The organism is Pseudoalteromonas sp. SR43-2 (assembly GCF_014163885.1).
Lineage (GTDB): Bacteria > Pseudomonadota > Gammaproteobacteria > Enterobacterales > Alteromonadaceae > Pseudoalteromonas > Pseudoalteromonas distincta.
In genome coordinates, this window is sequence record NZ_JACJED010000006.1 from 94,862 (window position 1) to 113,347 (window position 18,486).

Annotated in this window: 12 protein-coding genes; 6 read left to right on the forward strand and 6 right to left on the reverse strand. The window is 41.5% G+C overall.

Going from position 1 to position 18,486, the window contains the following annotated elements; genetic code table 11:
- Window positions 1–92: 92 nt before the first annotated feature.
- Genes H5120_RS07090 through H5120_RS07110 form a run of 5 tightly spaced genes read right to left on the reverse strand, consistent with a single transcriptional unit; the run spans window position 93 to window position 7,756 of the window.
- Window positions 93–1,385 (reverse strand): HAMP domain-containing sensor histidine kinase, encoded by a 1,293-nt coding sequence (locus H5120_RS07090; protein WP_182673970.1) that lies wholly within the window; start codon window positions 1,383–1,385, stop codon window positions 93–95.
- Window positions 1,382–2,065 (reverse strand): response regulator transcription factor, encoded by a 684-nt coding sequence (locus H5120_RS07095; RefSeq protein ID WP_182673971.1) that lies wholly within the window; start codon window positions 2,063–2,065, stop codon window positions 1,382–1,384. The genes H5120_RS07090 and H5120_RS07095 overlap by 4 nt, the downstream gene beginning before the upstream one ends.
- Complete coding sequence (locus H5120_RS07100) at window positions 2,065–5,253, reverse strand: efflux RND transporter permease subunit (RefSeq protein ID WP_182673972.1); 3,189 nt, start codon at window positions 5,251–5,253, stop codon at window positions 2,065–2,067. Before H5120_RS07100 ends, H5120_RS07095 begins: the two co-directional genes overlap by 1 nt.
- Window positions 5,253–6,398, reverse strand: coding sequence for an efflux RND transporter periplasmic adaptor subunit (locus tag H5120_RS07105; RefSeq protein ID WP_182673973.1), 1,146 nt, complete (start codon window positions 6,396–6,398; stop codon window positions 5,253–5,255). The genes H5120_RS07100 and H5120_RS07105 overlap by 1 nt, the downstream gene beginning before the upstream one ends.
- A complete protein-coding gene (locus H5120_RS07110) occupies window positions 6,395–7,756 on the reverse strand; it encodes a TolC family protein (RefSeq protein ID WP_182673974.1) in 1,362 nt (453 codons plus the stop codon). Before H5120_RS07110 ends, H5120_RS07105 begins: the two co-directional genes overlap by 4 nt.
- Before the next feature lie 153 nt (window positions 7,757–7,909).
- Between H5120_RS07110 and H5120_RS07115 the strand changes: the two genes are divergently transcribed.
- The 4 genes from H5120_RS07115 to H5120_RS07130 all read left to right on the forward strand — a co-directional run bounded on the left by H5120_RS07115 (window position 7,910) and on the right by H5120_RS07130 (window position 15,299).
- On the forward strand, window positions 7,910–8,602 hold the full coding sequence (locus H5120_RS07115) for a hypothetical protein (protein WP_259397748.1): 693 nt from the start codon (window positions 7,910–7,912) through the stop codon (window positions 8,600–8,602).
- Between the two features lie 197 nt (window positions 8,603–8,799).
- Entirely contained in the window at window positions 8,800–11,544 is a 2,745-nt protein-coding gene (locus H5120_RS07120; RefSeq protein WP_182673975.1) for a cadherin-like domain-containing protein, read from the forward strand.
- A 16-nt stretch (window positions 11,545–11,560) separates the two neighbouring features.
- Window positions 11,561–14,239 carry a TonB-dependent receptor plug domain-containing protein gene (locus H5120_RS07125; RefSeq protein WP_182673976.1) on the forward strand — a complete coding sequence of 893 codons (2,679 nt, stop codon included), beginning with the start codon at window positions 11,561–11,563 and terminating at the stop codon, window positions 14,237–14,239.
- A complete protein-coding gene (locus tag H5120_RS07130; RefSeq protein WP_182673977.1) occupies window positions 14,232–15,299 on the forward strand; it encodes a cytochrome-c peroxidase in 1,068 nt (355 codons plus the stop codon). The genes H5120_RS07125 and H5120_RS07130 overlap by 8 nt, the downstream gene beginning before the upstream one ends.
- Here the strand turns inward: H5120_RS07130 and H5120_RS07135 are convergent.
- A complete protein-coding gene (locus H5120_RS07135) occupies window positions 15,294–16,211 on the reverse strand; it encodes a LysR family transcriptional regulator (protein ID WP_220487057.1) in 918 nt (305 codons plus the stop codon). The two genes, H5120_RS07130 and H5120_RS07135, sit on opposite strands and share 6 nt — an antisense overlap.
- Window positions 16,212–16,291: 80 nt before the next feature.
- On the opposite strand from H5120_RS07135, the gene H5120_RS07140 reads away from it, so the two are divergent.
- Window positions 16,292–17,431: an alkene reductase gene (locus tag H5120_RS07140; RefSeq protein ID WP_182673978.1), complete on the forward strand. Its 1,140-nt coding sequence runs from the start codon at window positions 16,292–16,294 to the stop codon at window positions 17,429–17,431.
- Between the two features lie 245 nt (window positions 17,432–17,676).
- Window positions 17,677–18,441 (forward strand): DUF6515 family protein, encoded by a 765-nt coding sequence (locus H5120_RS07145; RefSeq protein ID WP_182673979.1) that lies wholly within the window; start codon window positions 17,677–17,679, stop codon window positions 18,439–18,441.
- Window positions 18,442–18,486 lie beyond the last annotated feature (45 nt).

Genomic DNA, 18,486 nt, shown 5'->3' on the forward strand with positions numbered 1-18,486 from the left:
AATATTTAATTTCACATAAAAAAACCGCGCTAACACTTTATAAAAAAGCTTTAGCGCGGTTATCAATACTTCATACCTAATTAACCAAATAATTAACTAAAATCGACCACCACTTCATAACGCCCAGGCATGTCGTTTACTTCGTATACCCAACCGTGTCGTTTTATTATTTTTTCGCTTAACTCTAATCCTAAACCGTAGCCAATATTAGCGGGCTTGTTTGTGTTATTAGCAGTGTGTGGCGTATCAGTTTGTTCGCTGCTATTTACTATAATCACACGGCTGCCCTGCTGAGTAATTCGCACTTGCCCTTGTTGCGTATGCTGATACGCATTACGTATTAAGTTAGTAAGCACAATGTGGCATGCGGTGGCTTCGGTATTAATAGTCGTATTTTGGTTATCGGTATTTATAAGTACATCAACTTGTTTTGAATTGAGTAAATAATCGAGTTCGTTACCCAAGGTCGTTATTTTTTCGGCTAGGTTTACGGGCTCTGGGCTACTTTGCTGATCTTCGTTGCGGCTTAGCCATAATAACGTCTCGGTTAAATCGCTCATGGTTAAACCGGCGCGCTCTATTCGCTGCAGTGTAAGTTGCTGTTTATCGCTTAAAGGCGCTTTTTCGCTTAAGCGGTTAAGTAACTCAACGTTGCTGCGAATAACCGAAATTGGCGTACGTAACTCGTGGCTCGCATAACTTAAAAAGCGCTGTTCTCGCTCAAGGCTGTCGTGAGCAGAAAGCAAGCTACTGCGTATTAACGTTGCCAAGGTATTTAGTTCGTTATAGGTAAAGTCGGGCGGCGTGTTTTGTAAATTATTTTGATTTAACGACTTAGCCCAACCACGTAGTGATTCAACTGGCTTAGCTATTTTTTTCATTACCATAAACAAAAAGAAGGTAAATAAAGCAATTGCCGTAACCCCTGTTAACGCTATCCATGCCAATTTTTTTATAGGTTTATCGGGTGAGCTTTGTTTTTTAAGGCGTTCTTTTTCAAGCATAATACGTGATACGTAACGGGGCTCCCCTGCAGGGTTTTGAAAATACGCTACAAAATAGAGGTCTTCCGGCATTGAAAAAAACGATGGTTTTACTTTGCTTTTTTGTAGTACGCCAATCTCTGTAGGCTTTGTAAAGCGTTGCTGAATTTCGCCTGGCATGTCTTCCCAGCGACTCGCTATTTTAAAGCCAATCATTTCTGCAGGTTCACCGTTTTTAACCTCAGTAGATTGCGAAAGCGCATGCATTACGCCATTTAACCCTCGGTCTAAGCCATCAATAAAATAATTAACACTTAAAAACGAAAAACCAATTGCCATTAATGAACTTAAAAGCACCATGGTGGCAAAAAAATATAGCCTCAGGCTGGGTCTAATTTTCATGCTTGTGTCTCATTTTTTAATTTTAGCGCAAACCCTACACTGGGTATTGTTTCTAGTACGGCTTGGCAATGCGCCTGCTCTAGCTGTTTACGCAAATGATGAATATGCACTTTTAAGCTATTGCTGTCTGGCTGATCGTCTCCCCATATTGCTTGCATAATTACCTGTCGGGTTACCGGTTTTTGCTGCTCTCGTACAAGCACTTCTAATAACTTAAAAGTAATGGGTGATAACTTTAAACTGTGCGCAGCCACTGTTGCTGTATGCGCGGTTAAATTAAGTGTTAAATTAGCAAAGGTAAGTCGCTTAACCTCTCCACTTTTACGCTTTGCTAATACTTGAACCCGCGCTACTAGCTCTTTCATCGCAAATGGTTTTACTAAATAGTCGTCACTACCGGCTGCAAACCCCTCAAGCTTATTGTCGAGGCTATCGCGCGCTGTTAGCATTAATACAGGTATATCAATGCCTTGCTCACGCAATGATTTACACATGGTTAAACCGTCCATTTTGGGCATGTTTACATCTAATATAATCATTTGATATTGATTACGTTCTATTAAGTTTAAACCCATTACACCATTGCTTGCATGGTCACACTCTATTGACTCAATTTCGAGATAATCAACAATGGTGGTTGCCAAGTCTATGTCGTCTTCAACCAGTAGTACGTTTGTCATTAAGAGGCTACTTCCTGCGTTTTATTTTTAGCACCTAGCGATATTAGCACAGCATCAATACCGCGCTTAGCATCGGTTTGAATCATTAATAATGCTGGTATAAGTATTAAGGTAATAACCGTGGCAAACAAAATACCGTAGCCAAGTGATGCTGCAGCAGGGATTAAAAACTGTGCCTGCATTGAGGTTTCGCTAAGTAGCGGCACTAAGCCTGCGTACGTCGTAATTGAGGTAAGTAATACCGCACGTAATCGGCTCGTACACGACTCAACTATGGCATCGTGCGTGCTCATGCTCTCTTCTTTTACTAGTTCGTTAAAGCGTGAAACAAGTAATAAGCTGTCGTTTACAACTACCCCACTGAGCGCCAAAATACCATTTAACGACAATATACTAATGGTTAAGTCGTTCCACCAATGTCCTAAAATAGCGCCCACAATGCCAAACGGAATTGCTACCATAATCAACATAGGTTGAATGTACGATTTAAGCGGAATAGCCAGCAACACGTAAATAACTAATAAAGCCGCTACAAACATAGTGCTCATTGAGCTGGTGGTTTCGCTTTGTTGCTCTGCCTCTCCTGCAAAATACACACTTAAGTTAGGAAATTGCTGTGTTAACTCAGGAATTAAGTCGCGCTTTAAGTTAGCAACTAACTCGTTTGGAGCAATCACGTTTTTATCCACTTGGGCGCTTAAATAAATTGCACGAAGTCCATCAATGCGGGTTATTTCATCTTGCTGATATTCACTGCTTACTGTGGCTACGTTAACTAAAGGGACAACCGTGCCATCGGGTAGGCGAATACGCGACTGCATTATATCGGCAGGTGTTTTACGAGCATCTTCTGGGTAGCGTACACGTACTTTAACTTCGTCTTTATTACGTTGGTAGCGCTGTACAACTGCACCACCAAAGGCTTGCAGTACTTGCTTTGATAAACTGGCTGTATCCATGCCAAGCGCGCGCCCTTGTGCATTTAGGGTAAATTTAAGCTGTGGCTGACCTGGGTTTAAGTTGTCGTCTATTCCGTTAACGCCTGCGGTATTTTGCAAGCGCTCCTTAAATAGTGCGCCCGCCGCCATTACGGTTTCGTCGTCCCACGCTTTAAGTTCAACTTTAAAGTTATCGACCATTTTACGCGTGGCTAATATTTGTAATTTTTTACTGCCCTCAAGGCTACCTGCTACGCGCTGCCATTCTTGAGCAAATTCGCTTGCTGTAAAAGCGCCTTCGTTTAATAGCTCAACGCTTACTTCACCGCTGGTGTCGCTGCTACTAATGACTTGTAGGCTGGTTATTTCGCTTTTGTCAGAGCTCAACTTAGTCATTAAGTTTTGCTCAGCTTGTAATGCACTTTGCTCAAGCGTTAGTAAGTTTGTGTTTGTTTGCCCATAAGCGGCGTCGTTTTGCATAACCAAATCGGCTGTTACGGTATCGCCTGCAATACTTGGGAAAAAACCAACTTTAACTGTGCCTGTCATCGGCATGCCAATAACTAATATAAAAAAGGCGATAAACGCAGCCACTACGGCGTATCTAAAGCGCAGTGAAAATTCAATAACCTTGCAGTAAATGTTTTTGCTAAACCAGCTTAAGCCGCTATCAGCACCATGTTGTATTTTTGACCACAGACCTGCTAAGCCTTTTTTAACTTGGCGTTTAGTACTAATGTGGGCTAAATGCGAGGGTAAAATAAGTTTTGATTCAACAACTGAAAGTAGTAAACAAATGGTCACTACAGTGGCAAATTGAGAATAAATTTTACCTAAGTTACCTGACACATTCGAAAGCGCCACAAACGCGGCAACGGTGGTTAACACCCCAAATATTGTTGGCACAGCAACTTTCATAGTACCTAAAACTGTATTATTTAATGTATCGCCATGTTTTTTACGTGTGGTGTAAATACTCTCGCCTACAACAACGGCATCGTCTACCACTATGCCCAGCGCCATAATAAAGCCAAAGGTGGTCATTTCGTTTATGGTTAGTGCGGTGTAGCCATCGGTCATAAAATAAAGCGTACCAAAAAATACAAATGGCAAGCCACCAGCCACCCATAGCGCTACGCGTACGTTTAAAAATATGGCAAGTATTACAAACACCATAATAATACCGGTCACCGCGTTTTTAGTAAGTAGCGATAAACGCTCGGTGATCATGGTGCTTTTGTCGTGCCAGCTTTCAAGCTCTACGTTTTGAGGTAATAAACCGCTTTCGTGCCATTTATCTATTACGCTATTAGCTTGCTTAACAATGGTAGTTATATCGCTGTTATCGCCCATTAAAATTTCAACGCCTACGGCATTTTGTTGGTTATAACGGCTTAATGAGTTGCTATCTTCGGCAAATGAGTCGGTAACGGTTGCTACATCGCCTAACTTAATTTGTGTGCCTAATGCGGTTGTTAACAATACAATATTGGCAAAGTCGCGCTGCCAGTAAGCTTGGTCGGCGGCTTTTAAGCGTATAATTTTACTGCTATCGCGCAAACTAGTCGAAAGCGGGCTTGATGACTCATTATTAATGACCTCACTTACATCACTAATAGTTAAGCCATACGCTTGTAATTTACCTTTGTCGATTTCTATGGACATCATCGGGTCGAGCACACCCGATTGCGCTACGTCGCTAATGCCTGATTGCGCTAATAAATCGGCTTTAAGTTTTTCACCCAGGTTTTGTAATGTATGGCGATCTGCATCCCCAAAAAGTTGCAGCGTTAATGCATGATCTTGCCTACGGGCTTTATCAATAACAGGTTGCTCAGCATCTGCCGGAAAGTTATTAATAGCGTCAACTTGGTTTTTAACGTCAACAAGTAACTCATCGAGTGAGTAATCAGTACTTTTTTCAATGCTTACATGGCTGCCGCTAGCATCGGATGTAGAAGTAATACGTTTAATACCCGATACGGTTTCGAGCGCTTCTTCTATTTTTAACGCTATTCCTTCTTCGGCTTGCAATGCATCGCCACTGTCGTAAACCACCGATACCGAAATAGTATCTGGCTCTAAACTAGGAAAAGCCTCTTTACGTAAAGTCGTAAGCGACATAATACCCATTACAATCACACTAACTAACAATAAGTTAGCGGCAACAGAGTTATTTGCAAACCAATTAATAATACCGTGCAGCGGGTTATTATTACTGGGTATTTGAGGTGGTTGATGAGGGCTCATTATTGTATCTCCTCAACTATTGGATTTACTTTCATGTCGTTTAAGTAACTAACAAGTGGGCGCGCCACCACTTTTAGATTTTTAGCACCATCTACTGGCGTAATATATACGTAATCCCCACGCTCAAATACTTTATTAGCGTGTGTGCTTACTAAGCTATTTTGATCATTTACGTACCAAATTAAGCCATCTTGAGATACCGCCGAAGCAGGCAGTTTTATTACGTTACTTAACTGCTTACCGGCAATTTCTACCGCTAAAAATGTGCCTGGCAGTAACGGCGTTGTTTGCTCAAACGGTTTATCTAAGGCAACAATTACGCTGCGTTGACGCGAACTGTCATCAAGGTGTTGCTCAAAACGTGAAATATAACCGTTCCATTTAGTATTAGTGGTTACTTCAGTTAAAATAACATCGCCTGATTTATTATTTGCTAGGTTTTGCCACTGACTTAATGAAAGCGGTACCGTTATTTCTACTTTGTTAGTGCTGTTTAGCGTGGCAAGCGTATCGCCAATACTCACATAAGTACCTAAATCTATATCGCGCGATAAAATAACAGCGTCAAATGGTGCACTTAACTGGGTGTTATTTACATCACGCTGTGCGGTTTTAAGTGCATATTGTGCTTTCTCGAGCGTAGCTTGCGCGGCTTCTAACTGCAGCGTTCTAAATACAAGCGGCGAGCTTGGCGCTTGCGTAACGCCTGAGCGATCCCATTCTCGTTTTGCTTGATTACCTAAATCTTGTTCTTCTTGCAGTGCTAGTTTTGCATCAGCCAATGTTGCTTTTGCGCTAGCTAGAGCTTGTAAGTATTCGGTGTCATCAATTTGTGCAAACACCTGCCCTTTAGTTATTAAGTTACCGGTCGCAAATTGCTCGCTCATACTGGTTACTTCGCCTTTAACTTGTGCTTTTAAGCTAAGTGACCAATGCGCTTTAGCTTCACCGTGGCCGCTAACATAAGCCTGATAAGTGCTCGGAGCTGCATTAATCACCGATACATTTGGGGCAATAGCTTTAATAGCGGCAGGTTGTGGACTATTTGCTTTTTCAACCATTTTTTGACCGTTATACATAATAGCAAGCCCTATACAAACAATAGCAACAAGCGTTACAACAACCGGTGTTGGCGAAATTTTCATGACGATACTCCAAGGCCCAAAGCGAGGCCTAAATCTATGCGGTTAGTTAAAAGGGTGTAGTTTATTTGGCTAAGCTGGGCTTGCAGGTCGTATACTTTTTGTTGCACTGTTAGCAAATCTAAAATATCAACCAAACCTTGTTGATACTTACTTTGATAGTTACTAAAGCTGCGTTTAGCGCTAGCAAGTGCATTGCTAATTTGCAGTTGCTGCTCGGTTAATGATTGCTCCTGCCCGAGTGCATTTTCAACTTCGTTTACCGCACTTAGCAGCGTATCTTGGTACTGCCAAAACGCTTGCTCGGCATTTAATTTTGCAATATCAACTTGCGCACGCAGTGCTCCACCTTCAAATAAAGGGGCACTTAAACTGCCTAATAAACTCCACACTGGGCTGGTTAATAATGCTTGGCTTGGCGTGCTTGCAAAATCACTCAGTGATGTCGAAAGCGAAATACTCGGTAGTAGCTCTTTGTACGATACATCAACCAAGTAATGCTTTGCCTGAATGTTGTAATAGGCACTTTGTAAGTCAGGTCGGCGCGCTAAATCTTGCTCTGGTAATGTACTTAATGGCTCAATAACGCTTGGTAGAGTTAATGTACTTGGCAGGTTTTGAAGTTTATCAGTGCCTACAATTAGCATTAAAGCACGCTTTGCTTTTGCTATTTGTTCTTTGTAATCGGCAATGGTTGCGCGAGTAGATGCCGTGCTAGTACGGGCGGTATCAAGCGCTTCTAAATCACCTAACCCATATTGGTAGCGCTCTACAATACTTTGCTCATTATTTTGTAAAACAACTAAACGTTGCTTCTCTATATCGAGCAAATTTTGCTGCAAAATAATATTTAAATAAGTACGAATAACACTCGCTACTAATGTGTCTTTAGCGCCTTGATAAGTAGCTTGGTTACTGGCAATAGTCATATCTTGCGCGGCTACGTTGTCAGCAATTTTTTTCCATATATCGGCTTCCCAGCTTATACCTACTGATGAGCTATATTGCGTGCCTTCGGTTTCACTGCGCTGCGCGTCAAATCCTGCATCTACACTAAACCACTGACTTGCAGCAGTTACATCACGCTGCGCATAAGCTAATTTTAATGCAACATGCACTTGATTAAACGATGGGTTATTAGTAACAGCTTGCTCAATAAGCGAATCAAGCCCTTCAATATCCACCAAATCGGTAACGTAATTTACTTGCTGTGCGTTACTTTGCGTGTACTGCCAGTTTGTATGTTGTTTTAGCGACTGCTCAGTACTATTACCTTGATAGCTTGGCTGACTACTACATGCAGCAAGTGTGCAACTAAGTGCAAGTAAAAAACCGGTTGAGTGCTTTTTAAAATAAACCATTGAACTATGCCTAATTCGTACTATTACACATAGCTTATTAGGTCGAGGGTTAAGAAGGGGTTAAAAGGAGTTAACTTACTTTAGACAAATTAGTATTTGCCTCGCTTAGCCAAATTACGTAGCCTTTGGCAAAAATACTCATTCAAAACCCACATGCAAAAATTAATTTTTACTCTTTTTTTAATATTCCCAGCTTTATTACAGGCTAAAGTCACTTTAAGCGATAAAACGCTTATTTATAGTGGTCAAATCAACAAACAAAATAACAATACAGCAGCTGAGCTGTTAAAAAACAATCCCACAATTAATACCTTTACTATTACCAGCGGCGGCGGAAACATAGCTTTAGGAATGGATTTAGCCGAGCTAATTTTGGCGCATAAATTAACCGTAAATATAAAGCAGTTTTGTTTTTCATCGTGTGCTAATTATGTGTTGCTTGCTGGGCACCCTACTACAATAGAACCTAATGCAATTATCGGTTGGCATGGAGATGCAGCCTCAGCAAAATGGTTAGACAGTGATATTGATGCCATGGTAAAGCATTTAGAAGAGCCGCAAAAAAGCCAAAAGTGGGAAGAATTACGTGCTCATTACGATGAGGTAATTAATAAAGCAAGCCTGCGCGAAAAAGCCCTATACAAAAAATTAAACGTAAATCATGATTTACTCACTGTAGGGTTAAAACCCAATTTACGCAGCGCAGCTATAAAGCAACATGCCCGTGGCTGGACGTATTCACCTAAAGTGCTTAACTATTTTGGAATTAGCAATATTAGCTATAATAATTGGCAACCTCGCTCAGCTAAAAACTTCCCCCTTCTTATTATTAACGATCTTAAATAATTAATTGGTTCCCCTCCATTTAGTAACACTCTCTTATTTGCAATATAAACCCTGTTAAGCGCAGGGTTTCGCTTTTTAGGGACATTTTCAACTTCAATTGAATACTCACTATTTATAATACAAATACAGATTAAACTTTTAAATCTAATTGATATCAGTTATCATTCGCAACATCATTAACTTTTATATTAACAATAATGAACAAGCTAATTAAGTTTACCCCAATATTATGCGCCCTTGCTTTAACTGGCTGTGGTGGTGGCTCTGGCAACACAGCCCCGCAGTTTGCACAACCTAATTTAAGCTTTACTGTAAACGAAGACACTTCATTTACTGCTCAAGTAACAGCCACCGACGACGAGGCACTTAGCTATACGCTTGCCAATGCACCAAGCAATGGCATCATAGCAGTTGAAGCAAATGGTGAGTTTACGTATACGCCTTTTAGTAATTACTATGGCGAAGATAGCGCGACTATTAGCGCAAGCGATGGCAGCTTAACCGCAAATGTTGTGGTACGTTTTAGCGTAGAAAATGTTAATGATGCACCACAGCTACTAACCACTAATGTGTTTGTTACCTCTTCAACCACCACGCAAGGGATTATTACTACGCAAGATTTAGATGGTGACACCGTAACTATTAGCTTAATTACACCACCGAGTAATGGCGTAATGAGCATAAATAGCACCACGGGTGAATTTACCTATGAAGCACAAACGCTAAGCAGCATTGATGAGCAATTTGAAATTAGTTACACCGATGGCCTAATTAGCGAGCCGTTAACTGCAATTATTTCACTAAGCCCTTCTTATGTAACTAACGAAGATAAACTTAATTATTACTACAGCTCTAGCCTATCTCACTTAAAACAAGCTGATGAGCTAAGCGCCAATATTGCTGATGAACTGTCTCGTTACGATATATACGCAACACAAGCTGCCGCCTATGCGCGTGCAGGATTTTTAGATACAGCTAACGACTACCTAGCGCTTATAAACGAGCAAACAGCACGTTCTTCGGCACTAAAAGATGTAGCGCAAGCACTTGATGAAATAGGCCAAACAGAACAAGCAAACGATTACCGCGACCAAGCGGTGGCGGCCTACAACCAATACTTAGCTGATAAAGGCTTCGATAATATTGCCTCATCAGACGCATCAGCGCTTTACTCTTTAGTAAAAAGCTATCTAGGCGCTAATCAAGTCTCACAAGCAAGTAATTTGTTAAACACAATTTCGTTATACGCTGAGCAAGTACGCGAAGACGAATACACATCAAGCTATGGCTACTTTTTAAATGGCGTACGCTTATCAATAGATGATGCCCTACAAAGCTATGCGCAAAGCCTAGATGAAAGTGATTTAACGCAAGCTAAATTACTTGCCAATAACTACGCGCAACTTGCGGTAAAAGCGGGTTACAGGCTGGTACGTAGCGGCGAATACGAAGGCCAACCATACGAGCAATACAAAACGTTGCACGGGGCATGGTCTGCGCAATACCTTTATAGAGCTGGCGAATTTGAAGCGGCAAAAGACTATACCAACCAAGTACTTGCTATGTATGGCTCTACTGGTTTTGATAGTAATTATGCCTATTCTGCATCGCCATATAGCGCCGCTACTTTAGATAACTACACCTACCCTATTCAATTTTTAGCGGGCTTAATTGAAGGCTTATACCAAAGCGACGAAAACCCTGCAATAACGCTGTCAGACAGCGAAACCGATATAAATAACGCGCAAGAACAAGTGTATGGTTTTAATATAGCTAACCGCCTACTTGCTGGTGAAGATATAACGAGTGCCGCAGCACAAGCTCGCAGCTTTTTCACTGAAAATGGTGATTACAACGAATTTTTTAGAGCGCTAACATCGCTTGATAACGTCCCTGGTACAGGCCTAATTTTAAGTGAAGCCGGCAGAAACGATCTAGCACAGCAAGTATTTACCTATGCTGGCGACTTTATAGCCTCGGATGACTACATAAGCAAAGAATCATCAAGCACGCTTTTAACCGGTTCCAAGGGCTGTAAATTGTTAGTTGATTTAACTGCGCAAGTCGGTGGTGATACAGCAAATGCCGCTAATAAATGCTTAACCATGCTTAATACGCTCAATGCAGGCGATATACGTACGCTAAGTAATACCTCATCAATTACAGCTCATAATCAAGTAATAGTATCGCTTATTAAAGGCGGCTTAGCGGAGCAAGTAGCTGGTGTACACAATCAACTACTTAGCTACATTGCCCTAGATGAAGATACCGAAGACAGGTTTGAAGCCCGCTTAGAAACCTTAGGTTACTTAGTTAATGCAAACCAAACATCACTGGCAAGTACCACTTTAAATGATGCTATTACTGAAATAACCCCTGAGCTAAATGCATTAACAAGCGATCAGCTAGAAACTATTTTAGCCGCTGTTAAAGCCGAAGTAATTGGCTTAGAAGAAGCTCAAACAGGTGAATTTGAACGTTATTCTATGCTTTCAAGTATGGGCACTAACGCGGCGAATATTAGCGATTTTTCAGCAAACTATAGCAATGCAAAAACACAAGCTAGCACGCTTTTAAATACGCTTGAGGCACTTATTTTAAACTTTGCCGATACAATTATTGCCGACAACATGGAAGATTTAGTAAACAGTTTTACGCTAATTAACGATATTAGCAAAGCACAAAGCTTAATTAGTAACGGGGTTAATGGCGAGGCCGACCAGCTTGAGCTTTACATAGGCATGACCAACTTAGTCGCCTCTCGCGATGACTTTAGAGGCATAGCGATAGCAAGCGTAGATACCGACCACGACGGCCTACCTAACTTCTTTTTACCTAACACCAGCGATGAAGACATAGCCTTAGCAGGATTAATTGCCGACCAAGATGCTGATAACGATGGCGTCATTGATAGCGAAGACACTACCCCACTAGGTATTTAAATAAGAGCCGTAATAAATGCAGACACCGACTACCCTCGCGTGTCTGCTTTTGCTTTCTCAGGGTGTATACGCCGCAGAGCAGCAACAGCAGACCGAACCAAAGCCACAGCCATGTAACGAACTTAAAAATGAACAAAAAGAGCGCTGTGAAGCACTTGAGCATATTGAAGTAAAGGGCCAGTACATAGGCATAGAAGTACCCGAAGTTATTGGGCGTTCTTATTTAAACCGTGATTTTATAAACGCCACACCTAAAGGCAATGGCGATATAAATGAGCTAATTGCATTGCTCCCTGGCGTGCAGCTAAGTAACGAAGCGTACTCTATTGGTAGCTTAGCTGAGATCAGCGCGCCAGAAATATCAATCTCAGGGGCGCAGCCTTGGCAAACAGGGTTTTCGTTAGATGGGTTAAATTACAATAACCGCATAGACCCAGCAAGCAGCAGCCGATTAAGCTCTTCATCAGACGATGTGTCGGGTGGCGTACAAAGTATGAACGTGAACTCCGATATAGTTGAATCAATCACAGTTTACGACCATAACATACCGGCTGAATTTGGTGGTTTTTCGGGTGGTATTGTTGATAGTAAAACCAAAAGCGTATTTGCAAACAACAGCTTTAGTTTTGGCGTGCGGGGGAATCAAAGTAGCTGGGGGAGTTATCATTTTATTGAGGCTGATCAAGACAGTTCACAGCAAAATGTTGACCAAAGTACGCTTGAAGAGCCTAAATACGAAAAAATTAGCTATAACCTGCGTGCTAATAAACAAATTAATGAGCGCCATGGATTAATGATGAGCGTTAATTACTTAACCAGCGACATCAGCGATTTATCGCTAGGGGAAGTAAAAACCCAAAGCAGAACAAACATAAATGCGATTGTGAAGTATGGCTACCGAAATGGCTGGGTAGATGCACTAGATTTAACACTAATGTACTCCCCCTACGAAGTTGATAACTTTATAACGGATGCCAAAGACAGTAACTTTCATTTAGAAGGCGGTGCTATTGGCGCCGTTGCGGCATTAACCGAGCATTTTGACTTTGCATCGTGGCACAGTAATCTTAATTTTAGTATGAGTGACAGCAGCCGAGAAGGCCCAGCTCACTTTTATAGCTGGCTACAAGCAAAAGGGAAAGATTGGGGGCAATACGCCGACCAAGGCGATGCACAAACACGTTACTCTCGCCAAGGGGGATATGGCGCCCTAGATAATACCCAATACACCACCAGCTGGAAAAACACCCTTGATTTTAAAACGCTGAAGTTTGCAGGCACTGAGCACCGCATTAAAGCCGGTATTGAACTTATTCGCCAAGAAGTAGAACGCGAGCGCATACAAAATAGCTACAGCTACGACTCCCCTATTATATGGTCTAGCGCTAGCACACCTCTTAATTGCAGTGGTTATACGCTTGATTGCCAAGCACTTCAAACCACTATATCTATTGACGAACTTGCAGCGCAGCTAGGGGGCGAAATTGATTTTAATAATCAAGCGCATATTACAGCCTACACAAATAATGTAACCGCAACTGCACAGTATTTTAATGGCCGTTTAGTCACCCCTGCAGAGTATATAAATGTGGCGTTAAATCGCGCGTCTTTTTATGCAACCGACCACATCACATTAGGGCAATTAAACCTAAATTTAGGTATGCGATACGAATATGATGACTTTTTAGCTAATCATAATATTGCGCCACGTATATCGCTGGGTTACGACGTATTTAACGACAACCGCACTATTATTAGCGCAGGCGTTAACCGCTATTACGACTCTGCTATTATCGGTTATAAAGTAAAAGAACAGCAGCGTTTTTCGTACCGAGAATACCGCCCAATTGAAAACGGTTACCTTCAAGGGTGGTTGCCTTCTAACTATACTGGGGCGTTTAAATACCGCTTTGATGATGTAAACACCCCGTACGATGACGAACTCGCATTAGGTATTGCACATTCATTTGAAAAAGCAGGTAATGTATCGCTTAAATATGTCAAACGTAAAAAGCAGCAGCAATTTTCTCAGGTTACCGATGAAGAAGCTGCTAGCGATGGATATAAATATATTCGTATGACCAACGAAGGTGATGGTAGCTCAGAGCGCTATTCTATTTCGTGGAGCGCGCAGTTTGGTAGCCATTCATTATGGGCTAACGCCTCATACGCTGAAAACAAAGTCTCTAACGACGACTACAATGCCACTGCTGAAAATACCCCCCTTGACGAACTCGTTTACTACGTAAATGCAAGTGGCAGCGGCGAGCTTGTAACGCTTGGACAACTTGATCAAATTCGTACAAACTTTGGCACTCCGATTACCGGTGCGCTAGGTTGGAATGTTGATTGGAGCAATTCATTAAGCACAGGGCTTAACGTAACCTTCAGTGATAGCTACACCAGCGCAGTGAGCACCGGCGCAAGCGAAAGCATAGGCCTTGAACAGAGCTGTGCGAATTGTCCTGCAGAATCAACACTTGTTGATATATACGAAGAACAAGAAATTCGTGCCAGAACCATGCTAGGCCTTAGCCTGCGCTATAGCCACAACCTAACAAAAACCCAGTCAGTTGAAATAAGAGCAGATATTTCTAACTTGTTGAATGCACGTACTTACACAGTAAACGAAGGCGCATCTGGTATTGAGCCTGGGCGTATGTTTTGGCTAGGAGTTAGCTATAACTATGACTAGGTTATTAAGCATTTTTTTTCTGTGCTCATTTAGCTTAAACGCCACACCAACAAGTAGTCACGATTTACGCTCACTGTATAGCAAAGGCCAAGCACACTGGCCTGCTATTCAAACCAGTGATGGCAGAAGCGTTGAGCCCATGTCGCTTTTGCCTGTAGCCTCGCCAAAACCTGAGCATGTTGCTTTAGGTGACAAGCTCTTTCATGATGTGCAGCTCTCGCGTAATAATACCGTTAGCTGCGCAACCTGCCATGAGCACGACAAAGGCTTTCATGATGGCCGCACAACCGCAGTGGGTATTGATGGGAAAATAGGCACACGCAATACCCCTGCAATTTTTGGTATAGATCAGTGGCAAAGTTTTTTTTGGGATGGTCGCGCTAAAACAGCTGAGCAACAAGCACTTATGCCCATTAGCAACCCAATTGAAATGGACTTAGATCCACAAAAAGCTTTAATGCGGGTCAATAAAGATAAAAGCTATACGGCATTTAATAAAAGTGCTTTTAATTCAAATACGCTCTCTATGGCACAAATGGCAGAAGCCCTCGTTGCATTTGAGCGAACACTCATTGCACCTAATACTCGCTTTAAATCATTTATTAATGAGGTTCAGAGTAATCCAAAAAAAGCGCTTAGACGTTTATCCGATAATGAATTAAACGGATTACATTTATTTAGAACCAAAGCAAAATGTATGACTTGCCACAATGGCGCACTATTAAGTGACAACCAATTTCATGGCACTGGCCTTCATTACTACGGCCGTAGTTTTGAAGATAAAGGGCGGTTTAATTTTACAAATAATCCAAGTGATATAGGGTTATTTAGAACCCCTTCTCTACTTGGTTTAACTGAAACATTTCCTTGGATGCACAATGGGCTTTTTGATGACCTACTAGGCATAGTAAACATGTACAACCATGGTGGAGCAAGACCTAAGCCTAGGAAAAGCCAATTAAACGATCCACACTTTCCTAAAACGACGAAACTGTTAAAACCATTAAAACTCACCAAGCAAGAGCGTTTAGATCTTGTTGCATTTTTACGGATTTTATAAGTTTTGTAATTGCTCTATCAACCATTTATGAATAGGGCTGTTATTAGTACGCGGATGCCATGCGGCTATTACTTTAAATGTAGGGGGCAGAGCTTCTATTTTTAGCTGTTTAACTTTGCTGTTAGGTAATAATCTTGATGGGTAAAACGCGAGCATATCGGTTGTATGTAAAATGTCGGGCACCGCAGAAAAACTTGGTACCGACATTACAATATTACGTTTTAGCCCTTGGCTTTCAAACCACTGATCGTGCGAACCACGCAAATTAGCACGCGATGGCGACACCACTAGCTGTGAATGCTTTGCAAATTGCGCCAAACTCAAAGGTTCAGTGTAAGTAGTGTTACCTATACCGGTAATACACAAATGCTGTTCTTCAAACAAAGTGATATAAGAAAGGTTGTCGGGTATAAATTCTGGAAAGCTTATCAGCAAATCAAGCTCGCCTGCCGTTATAAGTTGATTAACGTTATCTGATGCAAAGTCGCGCACAATCAACTTTAAACCCGGTGCTTCGCGGCGGGTAATATTAAATAATTGCGGCAATAAAGCCTGCGTGGCGTAGTCGGTTGCGCTTATGGTAAACACACCTTTATAAGTTTGCGGGCTAAACTGCTCGGGCTCTAGTAACGACTCTAATTGCTTTAAAATATGATTAACAGGCGCCTTGAGTCCTTGCGCTTTAGGAGTAGCAACCATGTTATTGCCTTGGCGTATAAACAAGCGATCGTCAAATAAATCTCGTAGCTTTCGTAGTTGCTCACTAATGGCTTGTTGCGTTAACCCCATTTTTTTGGCTACTTGCGAAAGATTTTGCAGTTCTAATAAGCTACTGAGTACTCTTAACTGTTTTATATCGAGCCGACTAATACCATTCATAATTGTATGCTGCACAAAAAAGTGTTGTTTCAAATTGTATCCTTAAATCTCTATGCTGCCAATGTTGCTTAACCACTATTTAAGCCTTTGTTTGCTTTATAAGAGAATTTAAAATGAAATCAGAATTAGTTAATACCGCCCCTTTATTCTCATCAATTGAGCTTGGCCCTTTTACACTTAAAAACCGTATTGTGATGCCACCTCTTACTCGCTCTCGCAGCACTCAGCCTGGCAATATTCCTAATGAATTAATGGCTGAGTATTATGCGCAGCGGGCATCGGCTGGTTTTATGGTTACCGAAGGCACACAAATAGAACCTCGTGGACAAGGCTACGCTTGGACCCCAGGTATTCACTCGCAAGCACAAATTGAAGGCTGGAAAAAAGTAACACACGCGGTACACGCTAAAGGCGGTGTTATTTTTGCTCAGCTTTGGCATGTAGGGCGCGTATCGCACGCCACACTACAACCAAATTCAGGTAAACCGGTTGGTCCTTCAGACATTGCAGCTGACAATGTAAAAGTATTTATTGAAACCGCACCTGGTGAAGGCGCATTGGCTGACCCAAGTGAGCCTCGTGCGCTAACAACAACTGAAGTTGGCGAACTGGTAAACATGTATGCTCAAGCTGCACGCAATGCTCTAGAAGCTGGCTTTGATGGTGTGGAGCTTCATTGTGCTAACGGCTATTTAGTTAATCAGTTTATTTCTGAGCATACTAATAACCGTGACGATCAATACGGTGGAACGCTTAGTAATCGCCTGCGCTTTTTAAAAGAGATAGTTGAAGCGGTAAGTGACGTTGTAGGCTCTGATCGTTTAGGTGTTCGCTTTGCTCCTTTATTTGAAAGCACAGATGAAACACGAGTGTATTTAGGACTTGTTGAATCAAACCCTCATCACACTTATATCCAGGCCGTTAAAGTGCTTGAGCAAGCAGGTATTGCTTACTTATCGATTGCGGAAGCTGATTGGGATCACGCTCCCGATTTACCACAAGAATTTTATAAAGCAGTCCGAGCTGAATTTTCAGGGCGCATTATTTATGCAGGTAAATACACAGTAGAAAAAGCAGTGCGTATTTTAGGTGAAGGTTACGGTGACTTATTTGCATTTGGTCGCCCATTTATAGCTAACCCTGATTTACCAGAGCGTATAGCAAATAATTGGACGTTTAACGAAGCTGATGCAGCCACTATGTATGGCGGTACTGAAGTAGGTTATAGCGATTATCCTTTTTATCAAAAGTAATTAACCAGCAAAGCCAAGGAAGGCTTAATTACTAATTTAATAGCTATTTTTTGTGATACCACTAATCATTTTGGTGTATCAAAATATTCCTAAAATCGTCAAAAACTAGAGATTACGTCAAGAACCGTCAGTAAAATGTAAAAAGCTGTAAGCATAACTCCGTTTGCTGTTGTATGTCAGTTAACATTCAGTTTGAGCCGCTAGTATTGAACCCAGTTATGTAAAAACATAAACGAGGCAATACTATGAAACTTACTTTTTTACTACCTGCCCTGCTCGCCATTGGCGCAGTATCAGGCTCTGCGCTTGGAGCACAAAACGAGCGAGAGAATGATAAAAGCTTTAAACGCGATCACGACAAACGTGTTGAATATAAACGCGATGAACGCCGCCATGAAAAAAAGCAGCGTATTGAGCATAAAAAAGAAAAACGAGAAGACCGTAAGCAAGAAAAACGTAAACTTGCTAAGTACAAACAGGAAAAGCGTGAACTACACCGCTACAACCAGCGAAAATATAACTACTTAACAAGCCATCACAATTCAGTCGCTTACAGACAAAATCGATTTATAAACCATTTACCACGCAATAGCGCATCAATCAGATTTAATGGTATTTCGTTTACGTTTAACGACGGCCTTTATTACCGTAAAGCTAAAAGAGGCTACCATGTTGTTAAACCACCTAGAGGCCTGCGTATAAATACGCTACCAAGAAATTACAGGCATTTTAAACACCATAATACGACTTACTACACTTATCAAAATGTGTACTACATTGCAGATAATAATGGTTATACGGTTGTTGATGAGCCATCAACTCGCCTTAATCAGGCAATAAAAGTGGGTAATGTGAATGATTATAGCTTGGGCCAAACTTACGACTCACTGCCTCAGGCAGCACAGGCCGTAATAATTAACTCACAGCAGTATTTTAAATACGGCGATATTTATTTTTTACCGCAAATAAGTGGTGACGACATAAAATACCTTGCCATTAAGCTAGGTTAAACTCGCTATAAATTAAAAGGCCTTACTGTAAATAGTAGGGTCTTT

What these genes read in the sequence shown, in the direction of transcription:
- H5120_RS07145 (WP_182673979.1), top strand. Translation starts at nt 17,677, where the DNA reads ATGAAACTTACTTTTTTACTACCTGCCCTGCTCGCCATTGGCGCAGTA.
- H5120_RS07105 (WP_182673973.1), bottom strand. Translation starts at nt 6,398, where the DNA reads ATGAAAATTTCGCCAACACCGGTTGTTGTAACGCTTGTTGCTATTGTT.
- H5120_RS07125 (WP_182673976.1), top strand. Translation starts at nt 11,561, where the DNA reads ATGCAGACACCGACTACCCTCGCGTGTCTGCTTTTGCTTTCTCAGGGT.
- H5120_RS07115 (WP_259397748.1), top strand. Translation starts at nt 7,910, where the DNA reads ATGCAAAAATTAATTTTTACTCTTTTTTTAATATTCCCAGCTTTATTA.
- H5120_RS07120 (WP_182673975.1), top strand. Translation starts at nt 8,800, where the DNA reads ATGAACAAGCTAATTAAGTTTACCCCAATATTATGCGCCCTTGCTTTA.
- H5120_RS07110 (WP_182673974.1), bottom strand. Translation starts at nt 7,756, where the DNA reads ATGGTTTATTTTAAAAAGCACTCAACCGGTTTTTTACTTGCACTTAGT.
- H5120_RS07100 (WP_182673972.1), bottom strand. Translation starts at nt 5,253, where the DNA reads ATGAGCCCTCATCAACCACCTCAAATACCCAGTAATAATAACCCGCTG.
- H5120_RS07140 (WP_182673978.1), top strand. Translation starts at nt 16,292, where the DNA reads ATGAAATCAGAATTAGTTAATACCGCCCCTTTATTCTCATCAATTGAG.
- H5120_RS07130 (WP_182673977.1), top strand. Translation starts at nt 14,232, where the DNA reads ATGACTAGGTTATTAAGCATTTTTTTTCTGTGCTCATTTAGCTTAAAC.
- H5120_RS07090 (WP_182673970.1), bottom strand. Translation starts at nt 1,385, where the DNA reads ATGAAAATTAGACCCAGCCTGAGGCTATATTTTTTTGCCACCATGGTG.
- H5120_RS07095 (WP_182673971.1), bottom strand. Translation starts at nt 2,065, where the DNA reads ATGACAAACGTACTACTGGTTGAAGACGACATAGACTTGGCAACCACC.